Raw genomic sequence first — 20,779 nt, 5'->3', positions numbered from 1 at the left:
TGATGAACACTGCATTACCCCGAGAATTGCTGTGCCAGGAACTGCAAAAGCCCAGCGACCAGGTGGATTTGGCTAAGGCGGCCCTGTATCTAGCCCAGGAAGAGTACCCAGATTTAGATGTCGATCAGCCGCTAGCTACCCTAGACCAGATGGCCGAGGCCCTGCAGCGGCGGCTACCCCCAGAGGACTATCCCCTCAAAATCATTCATGCCATCAATCGTTACCTGTTTGAAGAGCTGACCTTTCGAGGCAGCGAGCTGGACTATTACGACCCCCGCAATAGTTTTCTGAATGAGGTGTTAGAACGACGACTAGGAATTCCCATCACCCTATCGTTGGTCTATCTAGAACTGGCTAAGCGAGTAGGGTTTCCCATGGCTGGAGTCGGTCTGCCGGGACATTTTTTAATTCGCCCCACCCTCCCAGACATGGTGCTGTTTGTCGATCCCTTTAACCAGGGGGAAGTGCTATTTGAGCAAGACTGCCGAGACCGAGTGCGGCAGATGTTTGGGGAATCAGCCCGGCTAGATCCACAGGTTCTGGAGCCCATTTCCCCCACGGATTTTTTGGTGCGCATGTTGGCCAACCTAAAAATGATCTATGTGCAGCGGCGGGATGTCTTCAAAGCCCTACAGGCCATCGATCGGATCATGCTGATTGCTCCCGGTGCCATGGGCGAGTTGCGCGATCGCGGGCTACTCTACTACCAGCAAGGATTGCTAGACGACGCCTATCGCGACTTAGATCGCTATTTGATCGAGCGGCCTGACGCCGCCGATGCCTTTGAAATTCGCCGGGTGCTGGCCCAGATCATTCGAGTGCAGGACCAGCCGTAGGTCAGGTTTCTTGGCCGGTAGATAAGGCCTCCGGCACAGGATCGTTGCTCTCATCAGCCATTGCAGCGCTATTTTCTGTGGGAATCGGGCTACCGCCTTCTTGGACCCGCAGGGTAGCGATCGCCCCTAGCACCATCGAGCCTCCCCCTAGCACCACCGCCAGCAGTCGGTCATCGTTCATCCAATGCTGCATCATCCAACCCAGCCCCAACGAGGCCACAATCTCCGGTAGCACAATAAAAGCATTAAAGATACCCATATAAATGCCCCCCTTCTTAGCCGGCAACGACCCCACCAACATGGCATAGGGCATCGCTAACATGCTGGCCCAGGCGCACCCAACTCCCACCATCGAGATCAATAACGTGTAGCGATCGTGGACCAGTTGTAGTGACATTAGCCCCACCCCACCCGCAATCAGGCATAGGGCATGGGTAACTTGGCGGGAGAGGCGACGGGCCACACGGGGTAGGCCTAAGGAAACCACAAAGCACACGGCGTTGTACATGGCAATGCAGACCCCGGCCCACTCAATCCCATCCGCATAGAGGGGAGCACTTTCGTTGTAGGCCCCAAAAATATCGTGGGCCACCGCCGGAGGAAAGTACAAAAACATACAGTACATACCCAGCCAGCTAAAGCCCTGCACCCAAGCTAACTGGCGCATGGTGGGGGGCATGTGGCGAATGGCATCGCTAATTTCTCGCAGGGTGGCCCCCACCCCTAGCCGCCGCTCTTGCTGCCGCTCAAACGCAGCCATATCCTTAGGCGGCTTTTCCTCTGTTGACAACACCGTCCATAAGACAGTACCCAAAAACACCGCCGCCCCACTGTAGAACGACAACTTAATCACTAAGGGAATTTCCCCCCGACCAGTCAGGTCCCCCAACTTAAACCAGTGGGTTAACAGCCAGGGCAGAATCGCAGCAATCACAGACCCCAGGCCAATCAACAGGCTTTGCATCGCGAACCCTTTGGTGCGTTGATTGGCAGGAAGCAAATCCCCCACAAAGGCCCGAAAGGGTTCCATGGTGATATTGACGGAGGTGTCCAGCAGCCAGAGTAACCCCGCCGCCATCCACAGGCTAGAGGAGTTGGGCATTAGCACCAAAGCCAACGAACTGAGAATAGCTCCCACTAAAAAGTAAGGCCGCCGCCGTCCCAGCCAGCCCCAGGTGTTGTCACTCAGGTTGCCAATAATCGGCTGCACAATCAGCCCCGTCAATGGGGCCGCCAGCCACAGGATGGGGATCTGGTGGGGGTTGGCCCCCAGCCGCTCAAAAATGGCGCTGGTATTAGCCATTTGTAGGCCCCAGCCAAATTGGATGCCGAAAAAACCGGCACTCATATTTAAAATTTGCAAAAACCCTAAGGGCTTTCGATCAGCAGGTTGCGATGATCGCAAAACGTCTAAATTTTCTAGACCTCATCTTTAATAATGCCAGGAGAATAAACACAACGCCACTGCTAACTAGAGAATCGGGTGGGGTTACGGCTTGTAACTGTGTCAATCGCCAAGAAGTGTCACAGCTTCGTCATCCCCTTGCCACTGACCCGCAATATCATGTTCCTATAGTTAAATCAATCGCATTCATATATCAACCACGTCAGGATATTAGAGGTAATGGCTATGGTCAAAGACGGTTCAGAGCAAGTCAAGCAGCCCATGGGGGCGATGGCTAAGTCGCTGGCGCTAGTACTGTTGGGAGCTGGGGTTGCAACCGTTGGCACTCAGGGCGTTTCGGCCTTTAATGCTCTGGTGCAGTCCCCTGCTGTAGCCTCCCTCAGCGATCGCTCCGAAGGCAGCAATTGGGAGCAAGGCAATCCTGTGGCTGTGGCCCCCTCTGTGTCTAATCCCAATATCATTGCCGATATTGTGCGCCAGGTGGGGCCTTCAGTCGTTCGGATTGATGCGTCGCGCACGGTGCAGAGTCGATTGCCAGCCGCGTTTCAAGATCCCTTCTTCCGTCAGTTCTTTGGCGACAATATCCCCTCTGTCCCCAGTGAACGCACCCAGCGGGGGGTAGGGTCTGGCTTTATTACCACCGCCGATGGTCAAATTATTACCAATGCCCATGTGGTAGCCGGTGCGGATCAGGTGCAAGTCACTCTTAAAGATGGGCGCAGCTTTACCGGAGAAGTGATTGGGGCCGACTCGGTCACCGACATTGCTGTGATTAAAATTGATGCCCAGGATCTACCCACCGTCGCCATCAGCGACTCTAACCAGATTCAGCCAGGGGAATGGGCGATCGCCATTGGTAACCCCCTCGGCCTCGACAGCACCGTCACCGCTGGCATCATCAGTGCCACTGGGCGCACCAGTCGTGAAGTGGGCGTCCCCGATAAACGGGTCGACTTCATTCAAACCGATGCCGCCATCAACCCCGGTAATTCTGGGGGACCATTGCTCAACTTGAATGGCGAGGTAATTGGGGTCAACACCGCCATCATCCAGGGGGCTCAGGGGTTAGGCTTTGCTATCCCGATTAACACCGTCGAGCGGATCAGCACCCAGTTGATTCAAAACGGTCGGGTCGAGCATGCCTACCTGGGCATTCAAATGGTCACCCTATCCCCCGAAATGAAAGAAAACATCAACAGCAACCCCAACAGCCCGCTGACAGTGGAGGAAGAGGAAGGGGTACTCATTGCCCGGGTGGTATCTAACTCCCCCGCCGCCCAGGGGGGGCTACAAGCTGGGGATATCATTTTGTCGGTGGGCGACACCCCAGTTAAAGAGAGTTCTGAGGTACAGCAAGTGGTAGAACGTTCCTCTGTTGGTCAACCTTTGGAGATTACCCTACGCCGTAATGGACGGGAGCAAACCTTAACGGTTCGCCCTGGTAATCTACCCAGCCAGTAATGCATCTGCCTGGGATTGCCAAAGTTAACCCTGGTAATCCCATCTCATCTACCAACCCAGGCGTAGCATTCACGCTACGCCTTTTTATTGGGTTTTTTCCGTTTCCCTTCCACCCCCGTTACCCATTCCCCGCCAGGGCGTACACCCGGGTCCGCCCCTACGTAGCTGAAGAACGAAAAAGGAAAAGAGAAAAACGTAGGGCGTAGCCCGTGCGTAGCAAAATTCAGAATTCAAAATTCAGAATTCAAAACTCCCCAACCAATTCCCTCTCAATCCAAGATCTAAAGTCCAAAATTCTCGCAAACCCACCCCTGCCTACTTCGACAAGTTGCCCCTCCGGGGCCGCTACGCGAACAGCACAGGCCTCCCAAGAGGGGAACCGGACACCCCAACCCTGCGGGAAGCCGCTTACGTGCGCTGCACACGCTTCGCGTTCCATGTCGCTTGCGAAACGCGTCTATCACCCATCCACCCTTCGACAAGCTCAGGGCAGCGCCCATCCCCCCCTTCGACTTCGCTCAGGACAGGCATCCACCCAACCCTGCGGGAAGCCGCTCCGCGTCTACCACCCATCCACCCATCCACCCAACCCTGCGGGAAGCCGCTCCGCGTCTACCACCCATCCACCCATCCACCCTACCCTGCGGGAAGCCGCTCCGCGTCTACCACCCATCCACCCAACCCTGCGGGAAGCCGCTCCGCGTCTACCACCCATCCACCCATCCCTGCGGGAAGCCGCTCCGCGTCTACCACCCATCCACCCTACCCTGCGGGAAGCCGCTCCGCGTCTACCACCCATCACCCCATCCACCCTACCCTGCGGGAAGCCGCTCCGCGTCTACCACCCATCCACTCCCCCACCTCCCCCATTCAAAACTCAAAACTCAAAACTACGCACTCCCCCAAACTAAGCCGGATGCGATAGGGCCGAACCAGCCGCCGCGATCGTAATCAGGGCAATGGCCCCAATCATCGGTAAAGTCAGAGCTTCCCCTAGCCCCCAAAAGCTAATCACTGACGCGATCGCCGGTTCTAAACTCAACAGAACGCCAAACACATGCACCGGTAGCTGTCGCAGGGCCGACATTTCTAGGGAGTAGGGCAGGGCAGAGGAAAGCAACGCCACCCCCAACCCCAGCAGCACGCTCAGGGGGGTAAACAGGGCGCCCCCTTCGGCGATCAGCCCCACTGGCAACAGCAGCAGCGCCCCAACCGCCATCGACAGCGCTAGGCCGTCAATTCCCTGGAACACCCGGCCCATGCGGGCTGATAGCACCATATAGAGGCCCCAGGTGGCCCCTGCCGCCAGAGCAAAAACCACTCCCCAGGCATCTAAGTCAGCGGTGTGCAAGGGGGACAACAGCACAATGCCCGTCGCCGCCAGGGCGACCCACAAGCCATCCAACCAGCGTCGAGAATAGAGCAACGAGACCGTGAGCGGGCCTGAAAATTCCAAAGCCACGGCGACGCCAATGGGAATACGGGCGATCGCGCTATAGAATAAGCCATTCATCACCGCCAGGGACAACCCAAACCCGATCATCAGTCGGTAATTGGGATAGGAGTGCCCCCGCCAGCGGGGCCTGGCCCAGATCAACAGCACCACAGCCGCCAACCCCACCCGCAAAAACACCAGCCCCCCAGGGCCGACTTGATCAAACAAGCTCTTCGCCACCACTGATCCTAACTGAGTGGATGCCATGGAACCTAAGACAAGGGTGGGGGCCGGCAGGGTCAGCCGCAACGATGGAGGCAGCAAGGGCAAGACGGTTTTAGGGTGCTATACACTGAAGAACCATAGCAACTTTCAAGGACAGGTATCCGTGCTAAACGAACAAGCCAAAAAAACACTCCTACGCAAAATTCCCCATGGTCTTTACGTCTGTGGTGTTAAAGATGGCGACGACCTGAATGGGTTCACCGCCAGTTGGGTGATGCAAGCATCATTTCAGCCGCCCCTAGTGGTGAACTGTGTCAAAAACGACTCCATCTCCCATGCCATGGTCAAAGCCAGTGGTGTCTTTGCCCTCAGCTTCTTAGAGGCGGGTCAAAAGGATATGGCCCAAAACTTTTTTAAGCCCCTACGGCGGGTGGGCAACAAGTTTGAAGACATCGAATTTTACCTCGCCCCAGAAACCGGCTGTCCAGTGATTAAAGACACCCTAGGCTACGTAGAATGCCGGGTTGTGGGCAGTGTTGAATATGGCGACCATACGGTGTTTGTGGGGGAAGTGGTCGGGGCCGAGTTGCATCGCGATGGCGATCCCCTCTTGCTAGAAAGCACCGGTTGGAATTACGGCGGTTAACCTAGCGGTCTGTCAAGCGCCATTATTGTGTGGCAGCAATTCTCATTTTGGTAAATTGGCCGTTCGCCCTGAGCCTGTCGAAGGGTGAACGGGCTTCGACAGGCTCAGCCTGATCGGTCTTTCATCAATCAGTCAAGTCATACTGAGAATTGCTGATTGTGTGGACTTATCACTACCCCGACAGGTTTGTCTTGATAGACTACGAGGGTTTTACCTCCAACAGCAATTAAATTACCCCCACTGATGGATGAAAGACCTCAGGTGGAATTGTTAAGTTGTGTTGTAATGACGCAATTACGGAGGTGTCTTAATGACTAACCCTTCCGATCAACAACAGTCCAATCCCAATGTTGCCGAGCAGCATGGTCAGCAGCAGCCCGAGTCCGCTGAAGCTAATCAGCAACAGCAGCCCGACAACGGTGTCCAATCGGCCATGGGTCAGCAGCCTGGTCAGGACGATGGAAACCAGCCTCAGCCTGTGGCGAGTAATGCTGATAGTCAAGTCGCTGACACAGTGGATGCAGTGAAATCTAAGGTGACCGCTCCTGTACCCACCCCTTCTGGTATTTCCAGCAGCCAGGCTGCTCCCCAAGAGCTATTGCAGCGGCTGAACTGGGGAGAACCGGCCCTTACCATCATTGATGTGCGCAGCCGGTCCGCCTTTAATGACGAGCGAATTCAAGGGGCTATCCCCATTCCCATGGGGCAATTGCCCAAGGCCGCTGAAGCAAGCCTGGAGTATTCGCGAGATATCTACATCTACGGCGATAGTGATGACGAGGCTGCCGAGGCTGTGGAACGGCTGCGGCAAGTGGGATATCGCCATGTAGCCTCGATTCAAGGGGGACTGTCGGCCTGGAAATCCATCAACGGTTCCACCGAAGGGATTTCTGCTTTTGCGTCGCCAGTGACGGCTTAGGCAATTGTCTAGAACGCCGGTTCAGATCCCAGGGTTCTTGGGCTGATTGGCCACGTTTTTTGGGGCATCCAGGGACAGAACCCTGGGATCTTGACATACTGTACCGATGCTCTAGGAAAACGTTTTCTTCAGACGAATCCCTTAACGGGTAAATCCTTCAACTAATTGTGGGATTAGCCCGTCTACCCTCCAGACTAATTTGTCTGGAGGGCATTACAGTAGGAATGAATCAGGTTATCCTCGCCCACCGGGCATTATTCATTACGCTCACACTGCCAATGTTGTCGACACTTCAGGCCCTCGCCTACCCTGCCCCCGGAGAGACCCCGACCGATCTCCAGCTTGTCATCCTCCACGGTTGGGGAGCTAGTGCCGCTGACTTAGCCGGGCTTGCCCCCTACTTGCAGCTCACGAATACGGCCATGGTGTTTCCCGATGCCCCCCTGCCCCATCCCCAAGTGCCTGGGGGACGTATGTGGTATGGCTTCCCGGCAGCGTATGACTTCCGTACTCCCCCAGATTTTGAGGCCCAGGCCGACCTGCAAACCAGTCGGCAACAACTCACTGTCTGGCTGGCAGACCTGGCAGACACCAGTCAGATTCCCTTAGAACGCACAGTTCTGGCCGGATTTTCCCAAGGGGGAGCCATGACCCTGGATGTGGGTGGTCAGCTACCCTTGGCGGGGCAAATTTGTTTGAGTGGTTATTTGCATGGTACAGCCCGCCCGCCCATGAGTCCCCGTCCATTGCTGATGGTCCACGGCTCGTTTGATCCGGTCGTACCCATTGAACAAGCCCACCGAGCTAGAGCCGCCCTAGATCAGCAAGGGCAGCCCGTTACTTTTCAGGAACTTCCCATGGGCCATGAAGTTACACCCCAGACCCTCCAGATAATGGCGGGATTTTGCGAAGATTTGCGGCAAACGCTCTAGCAGACCGGACCCAACCCTTTAGGATAGAGAGGTGAGCTGCATAGGCTATGGCTGTTATAGTCCGGTGCAGATATCGCTATGGGGGAAAAGACTATGCTAAGCCTACATGTGTCCCAGCAGACAGTGTCTGAAATGACACCCGATACCGTAGACGAATTGGCCCGTCGGTTAGAGACCGATGCCTACGATAGCGCCTTTGAAGGTCTACAGGATTGGCATCTGCTCAGGGCGTTGGCATTTCAGCGCCCGGAACTGGTCGAGTCGTACATCCATCTGCTGGATTTAGAACCCTATGATGAGTCTTAAGTAGGGTCTAGGGTGACATCATTGCACACCCCAAGGCGGGTGCTACTGGGTATATGCGGTGGCATTGCCGCCTACAAAGTAGGTTATGTCATCTCTACCCTGGCCAAGGCTGGGGTAGAGGTGCGTTGCATTTTGACTCAGCGGGGTCAAGCCTTTATGCCAGCCTTAACGGTGGCTACCCTCTCTCGCCACCAGGCCTACACCGATGACGGTTTTTGGCAGTCCGACCAAGGCCGTCCTTTACATATTGCGTTGGGAGAATGGGCAGAACTGCTGGTGATTGCTCCTCTCAGTGCCAATACGTTAGGAAAGCTGGCCTATGGCCTGGCGGATAATTTATTAACGAATACCGTCTTAGCCTCCACCTGTCCGGTGCTGCTGGCCCCAGCCATGAATACTGACATGTGGCAGCAGCGGGCGGTGCAGCGCAATTGGCAGCTGGTGATGCAAGATGCTCGCTATCACGGCATTGAGCCCGGTAACGGAATGCTGGCCTGCGATCGCGTCGGCACCGGCAAAATGGCTGAACCGGACGACATGCTGATGGCGATTGAGTCTCTATTGCACACTGGGGGCCAACGGGATCTGGCGGGTCAGCAGGTCTTAATCAGTGGGGGCAGTACTCGGGAACATTTAGATCCAGTTCGGTTTATTGGCAACCCCTCCACCGGCAAAATGGGGGTGGCTCTGGCCCTGGCTGCTCTTCACCGGGGGGCCAACGTTACCCTGGTACATGGCCCTATGGCGGATTCGCTGCGATCGCGTCTGGGCTCGGTCCAAACCATTGGGGTTACCTCAGCGGCCGAGATGCATCGGGCCATGATCAACCATTTGCCCCAGGCAGACTGGGTAATTATGGCGGCCGCTGTGGCTGATGTGAAACCAGCCACCCAGGCAGATCATAAACTGGCCAAGGCAGACTTGCCAGCTTTACTGCCCCTAGCCCCCGTGCCCGATATCGTGGCTGACCTGGCCCAGCGGCGTCAGCCTCATCAAAAACTGATTGGCTTTGCCGCCCAAACCGGTGATATCGTTCCCCCCGCCCTAGATAAACTGCGGCGCAAAGGGCTAGACGCGATTGTGGCTAACCCAGTGGATGTGGCCAACAGTGGCTTTGGCAGCGATCGCAATCAAGCCATCATCATCACCCGCACCGGCAAGCAAACGACTATTCCCCCTTGCTCTAAGCTCTCCATGGCTCACCAGATTTTTGATGCGCTCTAGGCGAAGTGAACGGTGCAAGGTGTACGGTCTACGGTGCAAGGAAAAGCCGCTAACCGTGAACCGCCAACCCGATAGCCCCCTAATTCTGTTGAAACATATGCACATCCCGCTGGGGAAAGGGAATGTTGATGCCCTCTGCATCAAACCGGGTTTTAACACGCTCAGGCAAGGCCATAGTAACGGCCAAAAAGTCGGGGGTTTTGGTCCAGACCCACACCCGTAGGTCGACGCTGCTGTCCGCCAGATCGACCACCCCGATCGTGGGGGCAGGATCAGTCAAAATACGGGAATCCTTAGCAATTTCGGCCAAAATTACCTGACGGGCTTGTTCGATGTCGTCACTGTAGCTAATGCCGATGATGGTTTCCACCCGGCGGGTGGGCTTGGCTGTAAAATTAGTGACGTTGCCTTCAACCAGTTTGGAATTAGGTACAACCACCCTGGCATTGTCTGGGGTAATAATAGAGGTGGTAAACAGGTGAATTTCTTCCACACTGCCTAGAGTATCGCCCCCCTCAATAAAGTCCCCCACCTTAAAGGGACGAAAGATAATCATCAGCACCCCAGCAGCAAAGTTAGAGAGCGACCCTTGCAGGGCTAGACCAATGGCCAGACCTGCGGCCCCTAATACAGCAATAAACGAGGCCGTTTGAATGCCCAACCGATTCAAGGCAGCAATCAGCACAAACGCCAACAGGACGTAGTAAACCAAGTTGGCGGTAAAGTTGACCAGGGTCGGATCGACCCCCTGCTTGACCATCATCCCTTTAGTGGTACGGCCGATAAACTGGGCGATCCAGCGACCAACGATAAAAATAACCAGAGCCGCAAGCAAACTTAGGCCAAATTCAGTGACCATTTCTTGCAGGGTAGCTATCCATCCACTCAGATTATCCAAAATGTCCCTCCTTCCTTATGTATGACCTTATCTGTGTATGACAGAGACGACCAGGATCCAGGCATGACGGTAACGACCAAGGTTATAGAGAGAGTTGCCTTAGGGGCTTAATTGTCAGGTTATGTCCTGGTCAGGGTAGCCATAGCCAAAAACATCCCTGACGATGGCAGAACCGACCCATCCCCACTACGTTTGCCCCACTGCGTTTATTAGGCAAAACTGGCTATTTAGGCAAAACTGGCCATAACCTATCATGGCCTTCACCAATTGACCAATGTTCTCAGGGAGATTTAGCCCGATGAAGCACCCCTCCTCTCAACCCGGTGACACCCTAGAGCGCCTGAAGCTGATGATTTATCTGGTGCCCATCTTTGGCGTTGTCCCTTCTCTGTACAGCTTGGTCACCAAGCAGGGCAGTCCCCAAGAACAGTCTGTCAGTCGGTTGGTCGTCACCCTGGCCCTTACCTGGGTGATCCTTTACGGACTGCTGAGTACCGGCAGCCATTTGGCCCCAGGCCTTTCCCTCAGATTGTTGATTACCAACACCCTAGTCACTACGGGCTATACCCTCACCAACCTGGTGTTGATGGTCCGTCTGCTGCAGGGCAAAAGTGTGAAGTTGCCGGGGTTTAGCCAATTTAGTCGGCGGCTTCCCTGAGCGAGGATCGGTACAGTATGCCTAAAAACTCAATTTCTGAGTCGCTGCACTAACAGCACGATTGGTCCGCTGGCTGGGAAACCGGGTCTCTGTACCGATGCTCTCAGGGGGAAAATCTTAAAAAAATCGCGTCATTTCGGTTAACCTGCTTCATAATGACGGGGCAGACGCTTTAGGGGCTGGTACTATGCTGCTGCACAGTCCCCTTGTCTGCTTGCAAGATATAACTAGGCCAAGCCCTTTGGGCAAGTGCAGTTAGTGGCGTGTGAGGTAGTCGGTGTCCAATCGCAGGTCTCAAGATCTTAAATCCCCAACCATGTCTAGTCGCCCTGGCAAGTCAAAGCGATCGCCCTGGCGGATTCACCGTTTGCTGGGGTTAGGTATAGCCCTGGCTGGGGTAGCCAGTGTCTCAGCCACGGCTGGGGCGTTGTTAGCCGTGTCCCTCACCTCGACTCCCCTGATGCAGGGGTCCCTTACCCCCGAAGAAGCCAGCGTCTTTAGCCAGGATGTACCCATCGCCACAGACAGCACTCTGCGGCTGCCGCGCCTGACCCGCCCAGTGAATATCCTGGTGTTGGGTACCAAGGTGCTCACCTCAGATCTCAACGATGTTCCCCCCGAGCTGCGTAACCTGGGCTACCACGCCCTGGTTAACTCCTTCGACGGCCGTTCCGATTCGATGCTGCTGCTGCGGTTTAACCCGCAGACCGAGCAGTTGGTGGTGCTGTCGTTACCCCGAGATACCCGCACCTATGTGCGCGGCCAGCTCACCAAGCTAAACGAAGCTAACTACTATGGTGGCCCCGCCCTAGCGGCGGAATCAGTGAGCGATTTGCTGGGGGGTGTGGCAATTGATCGCTATATGCGAATTAATGTGCAGGGGGTAGAAAAGCTGATCGATGCTTTGGGGGGGGTGACGGTCAACGTCCCCCAGGACATGCGCTATCAAGACGATAGTCAGCACCTCTATATCAACCTCAAGGCAGGGGAACAAACCCTGGATGGCGATAAAGCCATGCAATTTCTGCGGTTTCGCTACGACCGCCAGGGGGATATTGGGCGGGTGCAGCGGCAACAGATGTTTATGCGGGCCCTGACCGAGCAAGCCCTGAACCCGGCCACCATTACCCGGCTACCTAAAATTCTTTCGGTGATTCAGTCCAACGTGGACACCAATCTTTCGGTAGAGGAACTGCTAGCACTGGTGGGCTACGGGGCTCAAATCAATCGCTCTAACGTGCAAATGCTGATGCTGCCGGGTACCTTTAGTCGCCCCCAAGACTATGCTCTCAGTTATTGGCTACCTAATCACCGGGAGATTGATACCCTGGTCAGCCAGTACTTTGGTGTGGGGAGCAACCGGTCGGTGGCTAGCGCCCCATCGCCCCACCGCACCCGGGTGGCCATTCAAGACAGCACGGGCAATCAATCCGCTGTGCAAGCCGTAACCCGAGCCCTGCAAGATAGCGGCTATGCCAATATCTATGTGGATCAGACTTTAAATAATCCTCTGCCAATCAGCCGCATCGTGGCTCAACAGGGTGATATGGCCAGTGCTGAAATGGTGCATCGGTTCCTGGGCATTGGCGAAGTACGGGTGGAAAGCACTGGGGCACTAAATTCCGACATTACGATTCAGCTGGGGCAAGACTGGGTCGATACCTTTGGCGAAGCGTTATAGCCCAGCGAACCAACTAGCTTACTGCCTCCCACAACCCACAATTTCGCCTATAATGCGCTGACCTGCACTGTTATCCCAGGCGAGGTCGCTAGTGGCCCCCCGTAAATCCCAGCCCCGCTCTTCCCGACCAGCATCCCCCCCGCCCCAGGGATGGTCTGGTTCCCCTGTGCCTCGTCGGCCAGCGACCAAGGGACCGGCCATAGGTCGCTGGTTAGGGGTGGGAGTGCTGCTAACAGCGATCGCCAGTTTAGCGGCGGTAGGGGGAGCCTTACTGGCAGTTTCTCTATCGGCCACCCCCCTTCAGCAGCAGCAACTCAGCAGCGAAGATGCTGGGGTATTCAGCCAAGATGCCCCCATGCTGACAGGCGGTGCCCTGCGCCTACCCCGCCTCACCCGTCCCGTGAATATTCTGGTGTTAGGGGTCAAAGTCTTGACCTCTGACCTGAGCGAGGTGCCTCCCGAGCTCCAAGACCTGGGCTACCATGCCCTGGTTAACTCCTTTGATGGTTTATCAGACTCGATGCTGCTGCTGCGGTTTAATCCCCAGACCGGGCAGCTTGTGGTGCTCTCGTTGCCCAGAGATACTCGTACCTATGTGCGAGGTCGGTTAACCAAACTAAACGAAGCCAACCGCGATGGTGGACCGGCCCTGGCAGCCGAATCGGTCAGCGACTTACTCGGTGGGGTGGCGATCGATCGCTATGTGCGGATCAACGTGCAAGGGGTCGAAAAACTAATCGACGCCCTGGGCGGGGTAACTGTCAATGTGCCCCAGGACATGCGCTACCAGGACGACAGTCAGCACCTATATATCAACCTCAAAGCCGGGGAACAAACCCTGGATGGCAACAAGGCGCTGCAATTTTTGCGATTCCGCTATGATGCCTACGGCGATATTGGCCGCATTCAGCGCCAGCAGATGTTCCTGCGGGCCCTGAGCGAACAGGTCCTTAACCCGGCCACCATTGCTCGGTTACCCAAGATTCTCTCGGTGATTCAGTCGAACGTAGACACCAATCTATCGGTAGAAGAACTGCTGGCTTTAGCTGGGTACGGAGCCCAAACCGATCGCGCCAATGTGCAATTGCTGATGCTGCCCGGCAACTTCAGTCGTCCCCAGGACTTTGCCCTCAGTTACTGGCTGCCGGACTATGGCGATATCGACACAATGGTCAACCAGTACTTTGGCCTTGGCACCCAACAAGCAAATACCCGCAGCAACCCGAGCCACATACGGATAGCTATTCAAGATAGCACCAACGACACCCTGGCTATTCAGTCCCTGACTCAGGCCCTAAGGGAGAGCGGTTATACCAACATTTATGTCGACAGAAGCCTCCCTACCCCCCTACCCGTTAGCCGCATCGTTGCCCAGCAGGGGGATGTCGCCAATGCCGAAATGATGCACCGCTTTTTGGGCATTGGCGAGGTGCGAGTAGAAAGTACTGGGGTACTTGACTCCGACATCACGATTCAGCTCGGACAAGACTGGGTTAACAGCCACAGGAAGGCACTGTAGGCGCCTCAGGTCAGACGCCTCAGGTCAATAAGTTTTCTATTCTACCACTCTTTTTTGCCTGAGAAAATAAAATTAATAATCCCACATTTTGGTTCCCCAGACTGACTAATTCCATTAGGATAAATCTAAAGAAATTATTAAGTGCTGCTATGAATCCTCAGCTCTTGCACCATCTATGGTCTTTAGTAGATCGGACTCAAAGGAGTCAGCTCTTGGCCTTGGATGACAATAGCCTTGTGCACTGGCTTATAGAACAGTTTGCTGGGCAGCGACCGATTAATCCCTCTGAAACCGATCAGCTAAGTCGTTATATTCGCGCCAAAATTCCCCTGATTCGTGACTTGACTCAAGAGCGGTAAGCCATTCAACGATGGTGGCATCAGCTACTTCGGATTATTGACTTCGACTCGATCATCCTTCTTTAGAGAGATAGTGTCGCCTCGGATACAAAGTTAAACCTCAACTTATTGGAATGTTAAGCAGACTAAACACTTTGTCTGTTTAAGTTGTCCCAATGATGCTTTTGTGAGTGAGGTGTGGTTTATGCGCAAGTCGGGTTTGCTGGCTGCTAGCTTAGGGCTGACCATAGTCGCCTGTGGTGGGGATATCGATACAGCGACCAATGGAGGAGAGGCAGGTGCCTCGGGGGGTAGCCGCATGAATGTGGTGGAACAACGGGGCCAGTTAATCTGCGGAGTAGATGGGGGTATTCCTGGTTTTAGCTTTCTAGATGACACGGGAAGCTATTCAGGGCTAGATGTAGATGTCTGTCGGGCTGTAGCAGCGGCTGTTTTTGGCGACGCCGATGCCGTAGAGTATCGCCGCTTAGATTCGACCGAACGGTTTACAGCCCTGGCTGGTGGTGAGGTGGATATGCTGTCTCGCAACACTACCTGGACCATTAGCCGCGACACCAGCGTAGGACTAGAGTTCGCCCCGACGACGTTCTATGACGGCCAAGGCATGATGGTACGTACCGACAGCGGTATCACCACGTTAGAAGACTTTGAAGGTCTAGCGGTATGTGTGGAAACGGGTACCACCACCGAACTCAACCTGACGGACCAGATGCGCCAACTCAATGTGGACTTTGAACCCGTGGTCTTCCAGGATGCGGATGCGGCCTATGCGGCTTACGATGAGGGCCGTTGTGAGGGGATGACGTCTGATAAGTCACAATTAATTGCCCGTCAAAGTACCCTGCCAGACCCTGACGCCCATATGCTGTTGGAGGTCACCATGTCTAAAGAACCACTAGGACCGGCAACGCTAAACAATGACTCCACTTGGTTTGATGTCGTTAAGTGGGTCACCTTTGGACTCATGCAAGCGGAAGAGTTTGGCATTACGTCTGAGAACATCGACTCCTTTGAGGGTAGCGAAGACCCAAACATTGCCCGCTTTTTGGGAGAAGAAGGTACCTTAGGTTCTGACATGGGGCTACCTAACGACTTCATGTATCAGGTGATTAGCCAGGTCGGTAACTACGCCGAAATTTATGATCGCAACCTGGGCAGTGGTTCCCAATTCAATTTAGAGCGGGGCCAAAATGCGCTTTGGACCGATGGTGGATTGCTATACTCGCCTCCCTTCCGCTAATGGATTGTTTCCAGACTTCAGTGCTTGCAAGGCTACCTTGGTCTGCAAGCTATAAGCTGGGCGATGATCTAAATCAAATTCCAGTCCAGACCTGGAATTCTGCCTGTGGGAAAACTCCAGATCTCAAGCTGAACTTGGTATAAATCACCCAAGGCACGGTACTGCCGTGCCTTTTTCATCAGACCTTGTAACAAATTGAACTTTTCTTGACATCTCTCCTAGATTATTTTGCTTAGAGTATTCCATTCATGCTTTATCCAGATAATTGGCGAGGCTCCCCCTGGGGCTAGTCCTTTACCAAGGATAGTTTTGAGGTGGAATTCCGTTAAAGCTCGATCGCGTTTTCGGTATAGGTATTTTCATGGCCCAAGATAGCGGCAACAGGTCATTTGACCTGAAAGCAATGCTTCGGGACGAACGCTTTTGGAAAATTGCCTTTCAGGTAATTACCCTGGCAGTGGTGGTGGCCCTGGCCAGCTTTTTTATCGGCAACTTAACGCGCAACATGGCCCAGCAGGGGCGGGTATTTGGGTTTAGCTTTTTGCTTAACCAGGCTGGTTTTAGCATTGGCGAAAGCCTGATTCAATACCGCCCCAATGATCCCTATTGGAAGGCCCTCACCGTTGGCTTGAGTAACACCATTAGTCTCGTGGCTGCTGGCATTGTGCTGACGACGCTATTGGGAGTGGCAGCGGGGGTCACCAGCTTTTCTAAGAACTGGCTGCTATTTAAGCTCAGTCGCAGCTACGTGGGGCTGGTGCGCAATATTCCGCTGCTGCTACAGCTTTTTTTCTGGTATTTTGCCATCTACGGCATGCTACCCAACCCCGCCAACCAACTTGAGCTGCTGGGGATAGCCTTCTTAAATAACCGAGGGGTGTATATTCCTTGGGCTAGCAGTGCTGGCCTGGCCCTTTTGGGCATTGCGGCTACGGTTTTAGCGGCGATCGCGGCTATCTATCTATGGCAATGGCGGATCAAAGTGCGGGTAGAAACCGGCACGGGTGGACAGCAGCAGCTGGTTGCCTTGGGGCTACTGGGAGTGATGTTGATCGGGCTACTGACCCTAGGCATAGACTGGACCATTCCCACGGGGATTGACGGCGGTGGAGTCAGTGGCGGCCTGCGGCTGTCGCGGGAATATGTGGCCGCCTTATCGGCCCTGGTGTTTTATACGGCTGCTTTTGTGGCAGAAATTGTGCGGGCGGGCATTCAGTCTGTATCCAAGGGCCAGTGGGAAGCGGCTCATGCCCTGGGGCTAAAGGCGAGTGCCGTCATGCAACTGGTCGTGTTTCCCCAAGCGCTGAGGGTAATTATTCCCCCCATGAACAGCGAGTATATGAACTTGACGAAAAATACGAGCTTGGCCTTTGCGATCGCCTTTCCTGAAATGTACTCCGTGGCCACCACCACCTACAACCAAACCGGTCGCCCGGTGGAAGTCTTTCTGGTCCTAATCGCTACGTATCTGCTGATTTGTCTACTGATCACCCTGGTCATGAACCAACTCAACCGGGCCGTGCAATTTAAGGAGCGCTAACCCATGACCACCGTCACCCCTGACTCTTTATCCTCAACCCGTCCCGAGGTGGTGGGGCTAAGTCCCTGGGCCTGGGCCAAAAAGAACCTATTTAGTGACTGGTTTAACAGCCTGCTAACGGTCGTGTTGGTGACCATTTTAGGCTGGCTCATCTTCCGACTGGCCAACTGGGCCTTAACCACAGCCCAGTGGCAGGTGATTCCAAATAATGTTGGGTTGTTCATGACGGGGACCTATCCCTCCAGTCTGTATGCCCGAGTGTGGGCCTTATTAGCGATGATTTGCTTGCTGGCCGGGCTGTCGTGGGGGGTATTAAGCCGTAACCTGTCAACCCTATTTAGCCGCAATGTGCTGATCGGCATCGGGGCTATCTGCGCCTTTATTGTGCTGTTTCCACCCACCCGCCCCAGTTCCCTGAAGCTACTCCCCATGGTGGCTATGGTAGCTGGGATGGCGGCGATCGGCCGTCAGGCTGGGCGCCAGCGGCCAGGTATCGGCAAGTGGGTATCGCTGCTTTGGTTTCTCTCGTATTTTGTGGCCCTGTGGCTGATTGGGGGTGGTTTGGGACTCACCCCAGTTTCTACCAACGATTGGGGCGGCCTGATGCTAACTCTATTAGCCGCTGTGAGTGGCATTGCCCTGTGTTTTCCCCTGGGGCTGATGCTGGCTTTGGGGCGTCGCAGCGCACTGCCCGTTGTGCGGTGGCTGTCTACGGCCTATATCGAAGTCGTCCGGGGGGTACCGTTGGTAGCCTTTTTGTTTATGGGGCAAGTGTTGATTCCCCTGTTTTTGCCGGCAGGAACCCGGCCCGATCGCATCTTGCGGGCAATTATTGCCCTGGCCCTATTTAGTGCCGCTTATCTGGCCGAAAATGTGCGGGCTGGTTTGCAGGCTGTGCCCCGCGGCCAACGGGAAGCGGCCATGTCCCTAGGGCTGAATACCCCCACCACCCTAGGGTTGATTATCTTGCCCCAAGCCTTAAAGATTGCGATTCCAGCCATTGTGGGACAGTTTATCAGCCTATTTCAAGACACTACCCTACTGGCCATTGTCGGCTTAGCGGAATTGCTGGGGATAGGACGATCGATTCTGGCTAATCCCAGCTATTTGGGCCGCTATGCCGAAGTTTACTTATTCCTGGGAGTGATTTACTGGTTCTTTTGCTATGCCATGTCCTTAGCTAGCCGCAAAATTGAAGACAAGCTGAATACTGATGAGCGCTAGGTCCAGGATAGATTTCTGCTCCGTGTAGCCGCTAACAGCTTGGGTGCCTGAAACCCCGTAGGGTTAACAAATTGAATCTCGCACAATACGCTGTCCCCCTGCCCCTGATGGGGTAAACGCAGGAGTCTCCATACAGGAAAACAAAGTTATGACACAACCTCAGACAGAGCAATCATCCACCCAAACCCCGAGCACCGAGCCTGTAATTGTCGCCAGGGATGTGGAAAAGTGGTACGACAATGGTTTCCATGTGCTGAAGGGCGTCAGCATGACGGTCTACAAGGGGGAAGTGCTGGTGGTCATGGGGCCGTCTGGGTCTGGTAAATCCACTTTTATCCGGACTTTTAATGCCCTAGAGCCGTACCAAAAGGGCAGCATTGAAGTGGATGGCATTACCATTTCCCATGACCTAAAAAACATCGAAGCGATCCGCCAAGAGGTGGGCATGGTGTTCCAACAGTTCAACCTGTTTCCCCACCTGACGGTCTTGCAAAATGTGACCCTGGCACCGATTTGGGTGCGTCGCTGGCCTAAGTCCAAAGCCCAGGAAGTCGCCATGCAACTGCTTGAGCGGGTTGGCATTTTAGAACAGGCCCACAAGTTTCCAGGGCAATTATCGGGGGGACAACAGCAGCGGGTGGCGATCGCCCGATCCCTAGCCATGCAGCCCAAAGTGATGCTGTTTGATGAACCAACCTCAGCTTTGGATCCTGAAATGGTACGGGAAGTGTTGGATGTGATGCGAGGACTGGCCAAGTCCGGCATGACCATGGTGTGTGTTACCCACGAGGTGGGCTTTGCTCGGGAAGTAGCCGACCGAGTGGTGCTGATGGATGGTGGTTGTTTGATCGAGCAAAACACTCCCCAAGCGTTTTTCAACCAGCCCCGAGAAGAGCGAACCAAGCAGTTCCTCTCTCAGATTCTCTAGGGCGGGTGACGGTCTGCGGTCCCTGTGCTCCATGGGGGAGCCGAGAGTAGCTCTGCACCCAAATTCGTGGTTCGTTACAATCTAACCACTGAATAACTGTTTTCCCTAAAGGATTACCACACAGAGGATGACCATGGCAGACAAAAACTATTCTTGGAAAGGTAGCTGGAATGCTGGACTGGTTCTATCGCTACTAGCCTTAGCTGGGGCCATTTTCCTGATTGCCGCTGGCTTCGGCGGGTAGCATGGCTCGCATTGGCTGGCAGAAAAATGACCACCTTGGCTGAGGGGGGCAAGGATAGGCTGTTGATTTTGGGGCTTTTTCCCAGTTCATGCACAATTCATGATCAGGTTTTGCGTCATCTCTCGTAACCCTAACTGTGTAAGGGTTACAGTCTTTGCAATTGACTCAGAATGCGCATGAGCTTTAGCCCCAGAATTCCAACAAAGTGAACACCCTAGGGCAAGGATCAGGGGTCAGGGGATAGGTGTCAGGCATGATCAGCCGACTTATCCGGCAGCGTAATAGACCAGTGGGTAGTGCTCCGTAGTTCATGATCGCGATATTGAGTACTCAAATGCCGGCCGTCAAGAAGTTTCAGGCCAGCATCACGCCTGAAGTAGAGCACTACCGACCGATTAGCTAAACTCGCTGCGAATCGCTTCAATTCGCTTGCGGTTTACTCCCAGGTCAGACTGACCTAAACGAGACGCCGATCGCACCTGAATGGCCGATGTCGCTGGGTCTAAGTAAAATTCCACATCGTCCACATAGCCCATCAGCTGACTGGCAAACTCAGCATAGAGGTAGTCGTTGGTCTGCTCGATAATCGTGGTGCGCGGCATTGCTTTAACCACAGCCCCTAACTTTTCCATAGCCGCCGCTGGATCACCCTCGTATTCCAAAGGCGCGATCGCATGTTCCGCGTCAGGGTCACCCTGGCTGACCACACAGTTGGGGGAGCTGGGGCAGGGGGCTAGTTTGCCATCGGTTACTCCCAGATTGTCGGGGCGTTGACCGGCAAATAAGTTGCCAATAATCGGTAAAGCAGCGAGATGCATAGGATTTGTGGGGATAGCGTGAACAGGCTGGGCCAGGCCGACCAGGACACCGAGGGTCAGGGCGGTGGTTAACACCAGCGACAATAGTGATCTCAGCATACTGAGAAACCTCAAGTTTTGTAACAGGTCTTTGGCATCTTAGCTTGACGCCTAGGTTTAGGGCCAGGTGGGGAAGGTGGGGGAGTGGATGGGTGAAGGGGTGGATGGGGAGATGGGGGAAGTGGGGAGATGGGGGAAGTGGGGAGATGGGGGAGATGGGGGAAGTGGGGAGATGGGGGAGA

19 protein-coding genes are annotated in these 20,779 nt (G+C 54.7%); 15 read left to right on the top strand and 4 right to left on the bottom strand.

Features of this window, described 5'->3' with window-relative positions; translation table 11 throughout:
- The first annotated feature begins 2 nt into the window (after window positions 1-2).
- A complete protein-coding gene (locus E1H13_RS04795) occupies window positions 3-836 on the top strand; it encodes a transglutaminase-like domain-containing protein (protein ID WP_169612271.1) in 834 nt (277 codons plus the stop codon).
- Between the two features lies 1 nt (window position 837).
- On the opposite strand, the gene E1H13_RS04790 is transcribed toward E1H13_RS04795, so the two are convergent.
- The gene (locus E1H13_RS04790; protein WP_169612270.1) at window positions 838-2,184 is read right to left on the bottom strand and encodes an MFS transporter; all 1,347 of its coding nucleotides are present in this window, start codon (window positions 2,182-2,184) and stop codon (window positions 838-840) included.
- A gap of 282 nt (window positions 2,185-2,466) precedes the next feature.
- Here E1H13_RS04790 and E1H13_RS04785 point away from each other — a divergent pair, with 282 nt between their 5' ends.
- On the top strand, window positions 2,467-3,702 hold the full coding sequence (locus E1H13_RS04785; protein ID WP_169612269.1) for an HhoA/HhoB/HtrA family serine endopeptidase: 1,236 nt from the start codon (window positions 2,467-2,469) through the stop codon (window positions 3,700-3,702).
- A 907-nt stretch (window positions 3,703-4,609) separates the two neighbouring features.
- On the opposite strand, the gene E1H13_RS04780 is transcribed toward E1H13_RS04785, so the two are convergent.
- The gene (locus tag E1H13_RS04780) at window positions 4,610-5,446 is read right to left on the bottom strand and encodes an EamA family transporter (RefSeq protein WP_256378490.1); all 837 of its coding nucleotides are present in this window, start codon (window positions 5,444-5,446) and stop codon (window positions 4,610-4,612) included.
- 79 nt (window positions 5,447-5,525) lie between these two features.
- Here E1H13_RS04780 and E1H13_RS04775 point away from each other — a divergent pair, with 79 nt between their 5' ends.
- The 5 genes from E1H13_RS04775 (at window position 5,526) to coaBC (ending at window position 9,389) form a co-directional block, all read left to right on the top strand.
- Window positions 5,526-6,008 (top strand): flavin reductase family protein, encoded by a 483-nt coding sequence (locus tag E1H13_RS04775; protein ID WP_169612267.1) that lies wholly within the window; start codon window positions 5,526-5,528, stop codon window positions 6,006-6,008.
- Window positions 6,009-6,318: 310 nt separating this feature from the next.
- Complete coding sequence (locus E1H13_RS04770; RefSeq protein ID WP_169612266.1) at window positions 6,319-6,927, top strand: rhodanese-like domain-containing protein; 609 nt, start codon at window positions 6,319-6,321, stop codon at window positions 6,925-6,927.
- 278 nt (window positions 6,928-7,205) lie between these two features.
- On the top strand, window positions 7,206-7,859 hold the full coding sequence (locus E1H13_RS04765) for an esterase (RefSeq protein WP_169612265.1): 654 nt from the start codon (window positions 7,206-7,208) through the stop codon (window positions 7,857-7,859).
- 93 nt (window positions 7,860-7,952) lie between these two features.
- The gene (locus tag E1H13_RS04760) at window positions 7,953-8,165 is read left to right on the top strand and encodes a DUF2555 domain-containing protein (RefSeq protein WP_169612264.1); all 213 of its coding nucleotides are present in this window, start codon (window positions 7,953-7,955) and stop codon (window positions 8,163-8,165) included.
- A gap of 21 nt (window positions 8,166-8,186) precedes the next feature.
- Complete coding sequence (coaBC, locus tag E1H13_RS04755) at window positions 8,187-9,389, top strand: bifunctional phosphopantothenoylcysteine decarboxylase/phosphopantothenate--cysteine ligase CoaBC (RefSeq protein WP_169612362.1); 1,203 nt, start codon at window positions 8,187-8,189, stop codon at window positions 9,387-9,389.
- A 79-nt stretch (window positions 9,390-9,468) separates the two neighbouring features.
- Here coaBC and E1H13_RS04750 read toward each other — a convergent pair whose 3' ends face one another.
- Window positions 9,469-10,287 carry a mechanosensitive ion channel domain-containing protein gene (locus E1H13_RS04750; protein ID WP_169612263.1) on the bottom strand — a complete coding sequence of 273 codons (819 nt, stop codon included), beginning with the start codon at window positions 10,285-10,287 and terminating at the stop codon, window positions 9,469-9,471.
- Between the two features lie 298 nt (window positions 10,288-10,585).
- On the opposite strand from E1H13_RS04750, the gene E1H13_RS04745 reads away from it, so the two are divergent.
- The 8 genes from E1H13_RS04745 to E1H13_RS04710 all read left to right on the top strand — a co-directional run bounded on the left by E1H13_RS04745 (window position 10,586) and on the right by E1H13_RS04710 (window position 19,436).
- Window positions 10,586-10,945, top strand: coding sequence for a hypothetical protein (locus tag E1H13_RS04745; protein ID WP_169612262.1), 360 nt, complete (start codon window positions 10,586-10,588; stop codon window positions 10,943-10,945).
- 316 nt (window positions 10,946-11,261) lie between these two features.
- Window positions 11,262-12,626: an LCP family protein gene (locus E1H13_RS04740; protein ID WP_169612261.1), complete on the top strand. Its 1,365-nt coding sequence runs from the start codon at window positions 11,262-11,264 to the stop codon at window positions 12,624-12,626.
- 166 nt (window positions 12,627-12,792) lie between these two features.
- Window positions 12,793-14,145 (top strand): LCP family protein, encoded by a 1,353-nt coding sequence (locus E1H13_RS04735; protein WP_347404120.1) that lies wholly within the window; start codon window positions 12,793-12,795, stop codon window positions 14,143-14,145.
- 149 nt (window positions 14,146-14,294) lie between these two features.
- On the top strand, window positions 14,295-14,504 hold the full coding sequence (locus tag E1H13_RS04730; RefSeq protein ID WP_169612259.1) for a hypothetical protein: 210 nt from the start codon (window positions 14,295-14,297) through the stop codon (window positions 14,502-14,504).
- A gap of 184 nt (window positions 14,505-14,688) precedes the next feature.
- Window positions 14,689-15,744, top strand: coding sequence for an amino acid ABC transporter substrate-binding protein (locus E1H13_RS04725; protein ID WP_169612258.1), 1,056 nt, complete (start codon window positions 14,689-14,691; stop codon window positions 15,742-15,744).
- 403 nt (window positions 15,745-16,147) lie between these two features.
- Window positions 16,148-17,284 carry an ABC transporter permease subunit gene (locus E1H13_RS04720; protein ID WP_169612257.1) on the top strand — a complete coding sequence of 379 codons (1,137 nt, stop codon included), beginning with the start codon at window positions 16,148-16,150 and terminating at the stop codon, window positions 17,282-17,284.
- A gap of 3 nt (window positions 17,285-17,287) precedes the next feature.
- On the top strand, window positions 17,288-18,508 hold the full coding sequence (locus E1H13_RS04715) for an amino acid ABC transporter permease (RefSeq protein ID WP_169612256.1): 1,221 nt from the start codon (window positions 17,288-17,290) through the stop codon (window positions 18,506-18,508).
- Between the two features lie 148 nt (window positions 18,509-18,656).
- Window positions 18,657-19,436: an amino acid ABC transporter ATP-binding protein gene (locus tag E1H13_RS04710; RefSeq protein ID WP_169612255.1), complete on the top strand. Its 780-nt coding sequence runs from the start codon at window positions 18,657-18,659 to the stop codon at window positions 19,434-19,436.
- 639 nt (window positions 19,437-20,075) lie between these two features.
- Here E1H13_RS04710 and E1H13_RS04705 read toward each other — a convergent pair.
- Window positions 20,076-20,597, bottom strand: a complete 522-nt coding sequence (locus E1H13_RS04705; RefSeq protein ID WP_169612254.1) for a DUF1499 domain-containing protein — start codon at window positions 20,595-20,597, stop codon at window positions 20,076-20,078.
- Window positions 20,598-20,779 lie beyond the last annotated feature (182 nt).

The sequence above is a fragment of the Nodosilinea sp. P-1105 genome, from assembly GCF_012911975.1.
GTDB lineage: Bacteria > Cyanobacteriota > Cyanobacteriia > Phormidesmidales > Phormidesmidaceae > Nodosilinea.
This window is presented reverse-complemented; position numbering and strand designations above follow the sequence as displayed.